The organism is Streptomyces sp. MB09-02B (assembly GCF_033794485.1).
In the GTDB taxonomy this organism is placed as follows: Bacteria; Actinomycetota; Actinomycetes; order Streptomycetales; family Streptomycetaceae; genus Streptomyces.
Genome location: NZ_JARGEE010000485.1, coordinates 1 through 6156, shown reverse-complemented (window position 1 = coordinate 6156; position 6156 = coordinate 1). Strand labels below are relative to the sequence as shown.

Below are 6156 nucleotides of genomic sequence, written 5' to 3'. Positions count from 1 at the left end.
CATCGGCCCCGTACCCCCCACCGCCGCCGTACCGACCGTCGCGTAGTCCCACACCTCCGTCGACACCGGCTCCGGCACCTCCGTGAACGCCGGCTCCTCCTCCGCGGCCCTCGGCTCGGCCGCCGCCGGCAGCTTCGTGAGGTCCGGCATCAGCAGTTCCACCCGCAGCCCGGCCCCCCGCTGCTGCGCCACGAACTCCTCGATCTGGCTGCGGCAGGCATGGTCGAGGTGCGTCACCCCGAGCAGATCCAGCCGGATGCGCGGCTTGCCGGACGCGGCCGCTCCCTCCAGCGCGTCGATCAGCTTCGGCAGCCGCAGGAACGTCGCGTTGCCCGCCATCACGACCTTCGCCGTGTCGTCCTCGATGTGCTGCCGGATGACCGTCTGCGACATCCGCAGCGCAGCCAGCACCACCCCCGCGGCCAGCCCGAACAGCACCCCTTCGAGCAGCGCGGTCGCCGTGATGACCAGCGTCGTCAGCGTCATGACCGCGAACTCGCCCCGGTCCTGCCGCCACATCTTCGGGAACTGCTCCGGCGCGAACAGCTTCCACCCGCTGTGCACGAGGACACCCGCGAGCACCGAGATCGGGATGAGCGCCAGCACCTGCGGCAGCAGCAGCGCGAAGGCGAGCAGCCACAGGCCGTGCAGTGTTCGGGAGATGCGGGTCCTGGCACCGGCCTGCACGTTCGCCGAGCTGCGCGCGACGACCGCCGTGATGGGCAGCGCGCCGAGGATGCCGGCGACGGTGTTGCCCGCGCCCTGAGCGATGAGTTCGGTGTTGTAGCGGGTGCGCGGACCGTCGTGCATCCGGTCCACGGCGGCGGCGGTGAACAGGCTCTCCGCCGACGCGATCACGGTGAAGGTGAGGATCGCCGTGATGATCCCGACATCGGCGAGCCCGGCCAGCTGGTCCGGCCCGGGCACGTCCACGGACGCCAGCAGGTTGCCGACCTGGAGCGTCTTGACCTCGACGCCGGGCAGCGAGGCGACCGCGATGCCGATCCCGACGGCCACGAGCGCGGCCGGGATCTTCTTGGCCGGCCCCGGTACCTGCTTCCACAGGAAGCTGAGCACGATCGTGACGATCCCGAGCCCGGCCGCGATCAGCGCCTGCGGGTTCGTCACCGTGTCGGCGATCAGTCCGGGGACGCCCGCCATGTTCTCCAGGGGGGTGCCCGGCGCCTTGGAGTCGGACATCGGGTAGAGCTGGCTGAACATCAGCGGCAGTCCGATGCCGGCGAGCATGCCCTGCACGACGGCGAGGGAGATCGCCTGGAACATCCGGCCCAGTTTCACCAGGCCCAGCACGATCTGGAGGATGCCGGAGAAGAGGACGATCACGCCGAGCATCGCGACGCCGAACTCCATGACCGTCTCCGCGACGAGCGCCGCGAGCCCGGCCGCCGGGCCACTGACCTGGAGGGTGCTGCCCCGCACCGCGCCGACCACCAGACCGCCGATCACCCCGGAGATGATGCCCAGTTCGGCCGGCACACCGGAGGCCACGGCCACGCCGATGCAGAGCGGCAGCGCGACCAGGAAGACGACGAGGGACGCGGTGATCTCCGTACCGAAGTCGATGCGACCGGCGGAGGCACCGGTGCGGGTGCGCTTGGGCCCGGGCGGCGGATGGTCCCGGCCCGCGTGATCCCGGCCCAGGGATTCGGTGGCGGTCCACTCCTGGGAATCTCCGATGCCCTGGGCGAAGTCCGGGGCGTAGGGAGGCGGGCCGGGTATGGGGGCGGGTGCCCCGGGTCCGTCACCCGGGCCGTTCCTGCGGGACCGGCGGGCGCCGCCGTCCGCCGCGTGCCGGCGCCCGTGCGCCCCGCTCATGAACCGTGCACCTGGAAGCCGCCGTCCGCGTCCAGTTCGTGGACCTTGCCGGTGTCGATCTCGTAGTACCAGCCGTGCAACCGGAGTCGCCCGGCGTCGAGTTGCTGCCGGGCGACCGGGTAGTCCCGCAGAACGGCGAGCTGGTTGCGGATGTTGAGCTGGACGACCTCGCGCAGGGCGGGATCCTCGGACGAGGCGCTGTCCCCGCCCGTACCGTCGCCCCCCAGGACCGGTTCGAGGGCGGGCCTGGCGTAGTCGAGCCACGCGTCCACCCTGGGCAGGCCGGACAGGTCGGCGCCGTACTTCAGCGCGCCCATCGCACCGCAGTGGGAATGACCACACACCACGATGTCCTGAACGCCGAGCACCTCCAGCGCGTACTCGATGGTGGCGGCCTCGCCGGAGGCGGCCCCGTACGCGTCGTGCGGCGGCACGATGTTGCCCGCATTTCGCAGCTCGAATATCTCACCGGGCCGCGCCCCGGTGATCAGCGCGGGAATCACCCGCGAGTCCGAGCAGGTGATGAACAGCGCCTCGGGAAATTGCCCGACGGCGAGTTTTCGGTATTCGTCACTCTCGAAGTCGACCCGCCGCTTGAACGACCGGGCGCGATCCAGCAACGCCTTCATCGTGCCTCCTGCCTCTCTGCACTGGTTCCGAGCTGTTCCAACCCGCTCTGACCTGTCCTGACCTGTCCTGACCTGCCTTGACGACCGTAGGGGGACGATGACCAAAGGAAGGTTAAGCGAACACTAAAGCGACGCCAGATTTTTCTCAGATTTCAGCCGGACCCCCTCCGCCGCAGGTCGGGAGACCGAATACAAGCGGTTTCTGAGTGTCATTTCACAATGCTCCGCATTCCCTGCACAGAACTGTTCGTTCTCTTGTAGCGTGGCGCCCCACAGCACGGCTCTCGTGTTGTCCCGACTTTCTGGAGAGACAAGGCGGCCATGGGCGTACGAGTGCTGCTCATCGAGGACGACGAGACGATCGCCGAACCGCTCGCCGACGGGCTGCGGCACTTCGGCCTGACGGTCCACCACGTGGCCACCGGCGCGGACGGCCTGAGAGGTCCGCACGGCGATGTCGTCCTGCTGGACCTCGGCCTGCCCGACATGGACGGCATCGACGTCTGCCGCGGGATCCGCCGCACCTCCGACGTCCCCATCATCATCCTCAGCGCGCGCGGCGAGGAGGCCGACCGTGTGCTGGGCCTCGAACTCGGCGCCGACGACTACCTGGCGAAACCCTTCAGCATCCGGGAACTGGTCGCCCGGATAAGGGCGGTGTCGCGCCGCCACCAGCATCGGGGCAGCGGAGCCACGGGCGTCGTCACGGGCGAGGTCACGGGCGAGGTGGTGGCCGGGGTCGTGGCGGCCGAGGCGGGGGCCGGGAGGACGGCCGGCGCCGAGGGCACGGGTGGGTCGAGGCCTGGGGCCGACCCCGGGGTTGGTGGTGAGGCCGGGTACGAGGCCGTGGCCGTGGCCGGGAGTTCCGTGTACGGCAGTTGGGCGGCGTCCGCACCGGAGTCTTCGGTTCAGGAGGATTCGGCGACCGGGAACGACTTCGGGATCAGGGGCAGGGCCGGGGGCCGTTCCGGGTCCGGGCGCCGTTTCGGGGCCGACAGCGACTTCGCGGCGACCGGGGACGGCTTCGGAGCGGAGGAACGCCATCGGGCACAGGCCGGTGGACCCGGCGGAGCCGGTGGCTCAGCCGGGGTCGGCGGAGCAGTCGGAGCAGGTGGGGTCGGCGGAGCGGGCGGGGCAGGCGGCCCCGGTGACAGCGGTGGAGCCGAGTACGACTGGTCGGCCGCGTACGAGACGCCGGCGCGCGGCACCCCCACGCACTCCAACCCGGCGCACGGCACGCCCACGTATGCCGACCCGGCGCACCACGCGCCCGCCTTCGGCAGCCCCGCGCCCGGCGCTTCCACCCTGGGCGGCCCGGCGTACGGCACTCCGGCGTACGGCGAGTTGCAGCGGCACACGGACATCCCCTTCGTACGGGCATGGGAGTTGCTGGCCCCGGAGACCTTCGCGCTGCACCACTGGCCGTTCCCGGTGAACTTCTTCTCCTACATCGACTTCCGCCGGACCCCAGGAGGCCCCCAACACCCCCTGTGGAAGCCGAAGTTGCACGTGTGGGCGGCCCGCGGCAACGGCATCAGCCACTGGTTCCACCGCACCGAAACCGGTCTCCACGTCAACATGCTGCACGTGGACACACCCCAGGCACACGAGATCGGCGACGCCCTCCACGAGGAACTCGTACGGGTCCTGCGGGAGATCGCGGGCGAGGGCGACCGGGACGGCGTGCCGGTGTCCATCCCGCGCCCCTCCCGGGGGAGGCCGACAGTGCGGAGCTGATCCGTCGACGGAGGCCGGCGGGCCGGTCGACCGACCCGCCGACCCGCTGACCAGCCGACCCGCCGACCCGCCGACCTTCAGTGGAACTCGTGCACGACCTCGATCTCACCCACGAGGTGCGCGTTGAACTCCTCCAGTTCCTCCGCCGGCACCCAGAGTTCGAGGATCGTCTTCCCACCGGCCTGGCGCACCGGGTAGCGCCGCAGAAACTCCGTGTCGACCTCGAACCGTGTGACGTACCGTTCCTAGGGACTGAGCGGGAGTGAGTCCTGTTGCCAGGTCTCATGCTCGGCCGAACGCCCCGGACGGTGTTGGGCGTTCTGGTTGCCCGCGTTCGCTCCGCGTCCGGCGCCGACGAATCGCGTCCGTGGTCCGGGAATGCGAGGGCGGTGTCCCTCACGCCCAGCAACACCTGGTCCGGCCTGGACGGTCCGATGCCCCGCACGATCACTCCGGTCGTGTGGGGGCGGTGCCGTCCGTCGCCGGACCGGGTGTCCCTGGGCGCGCCTTCCGATCGCCACGGCAGCAGCATCGTGGCGAGTGGTCTTACGGGTTGTGGTGGTGAGGGGCTTCTGCCAGTGCTGAGCGCCCCATCGGCTGGTGTAGGCGGGGTCGACGGCGATGATGGTGATACCCGTGCCGTCGGCCATCGAGGCCAGCCGGGCGCGGAGTTTTCCGGTGGGCATGCCGGAGATCAGCCGGCGGAAGCGTGTGCGGCGGCCGTGTTTCTCCCGGGTCTTCTCCGCGGCGAAGTCCAGGTCCTCGACCGCGATCGCCTTCACACCGCAGGTGCGGGCCCAGTGCAGGAGGCGGGTCAGGGCGTGGCGGACCTGGGCGTCACGATGTTCGGCGGTGCCGGTGAGGTCGTAGGAGAAGCGGCGCGGGCTGCCGACCGGGTTGCCGTGCGTGTCCAGGCGCCAGGCGGCCAGGTGGTCGGCGTTCATGTCCGCACCGATCACTCCGTGGGCGAGGGCGGCCTCGATCGGAACGGTGGGGGTGGGCGGGATCTGCCAGGACGCGGTCAGATACCAGCGCCCCCTGCCGGTATCCAGGTGGATACGGTAGGCGATGGCCCGGTTGGCTACGACGCGGTCCGCCCACTCGCCGCCCCGGTGCGCGAACGCGACCCGGCAGGCCAGGACGTAGCGTCCGTGCGGGGCGTTCGCCAGATGCGCGAGCGGTGCGGGGAGCTTGATGCTCACCTCGCCGTCGGGGCTGATGCGGATGGTCTCGTTGCCGTAGCGCTTGCCGGACTCCCCGTCCGCCTGGCAGAACCAGCGCTCCGCCTCCCACCGCCCACGCCACGCGGACTCCGTCAGCCCGGCCGCCTCCAGGTGGTGCCGGGTGCGGGCCAGAGGCTTGCCTCCGCGTACGACGTGCACGATCCCGGCCTCCCGGTCGGCTCGCACGGCGGCCAGCCGGTCCTGAAGCACCCGCAGCCGCCGCGACTTCGCATGCCACTCCCGCCGCGACCGATAACCCCCCGGCGCCCTCTTCGTCCCCCTCTGCCCGACCGGCAGCGCCAGCCGGGCCTCGATCGTGCGGATCCCCGCTTCCAGGCTCTGCAGGTGCGCCGCCTGACCCCGGCGGGCCAGCGCCCACTGATCGTGCGTGGCCTTGGTGATGCTGCCCGCCCACCGCGACGACGAGACGGGTGTCAGCTCCCGCTTGCGCACCGCCCACGCCTGCCCGGAATGCTCCAGACCGTCCCGGCAGCGCGCCTTGAGATCCCGCGAAGCCAACGACCCCAGATGCGCCCCCACCAGACGCAACACCTTCTCATCGCCCGGCGCCAGGCCCTTGAGGCGGGTCCGGACGGCCACACCGGCCGGACCCGCCTCAAGGGCCTGGCGCCGGGCGATGAGAAGGTGTTGCGTCTGGTGCTGTCGCTTTTACACAACTAGAGCTGCGTACGAATAGCCTTGTTGAGATCTCGGGTGGCGACGTGACATTA

The 6156-nt window shown here is 70.8% G+C and carries 2 protein-coding genes and 2 pseudogenes; 1 reads left to right on the top strand and 3 read right to left on the bottom strand.

Features of this window, described 5'->3' with window-relative positions; translation table 11 throughout:
* Nucleotides 1-1836: SulP family inorganic anion transporter (locus P1P70_RS38560; protein ID WP_319246091.1), on the bottom strand; the 1836-nt coding region annotated here is incomplete at its 3' end.
* Nucleotides 1833-2465, bottom strand: a complete 633-nt coding sequence (locus tag P1P70_RS38555; protein ID WP_319246089.1) for a carbonic anhydrase — start codon at nt 2463-2465, stop codon at nt 1833-1835. The genes P1P70_RS38560 and P1P70_RS38555, both read right to left, overlap by 4 nt.
* Nucleotides 2466-2786: 321 nt before the next feature.
* On the opposite strand from P1P70_RS38555, the pseudogene P1P70_RS45925 reads away from it, so the two are divergent.
* Nucleotides 2787-3141, top strand: a pseudogene (locus P1P70_RS45925) (response regulator transcription factor); the annotation flags it as partial.
* A gap of 1306 nt (nt 3142-4447) precedes the next feature.
* Here the strand turns inward: P1P70_RS45925 and P1P70_RS38545 are convergent.
* Nucleotides 4448-6064, bottom strand: a pseudogene (locus P1P70_RS38545) (IS200/IS605 family accessory protein TnpB-related protein).
* Between the last annotated feature and the right edge of the window lie 92 nt (nt 6065-6156).

What these genes read in the sequence shown, in the direction of transcription:
- P1P70_RS38555 (WP_319246089.1), bottom strand. Translation starts at nt 2,465, where the DNA reads ATGAAGGCGTTGCTGGATCGCGCCCGGTCGTTCAAGCGGCGGGTCGAC.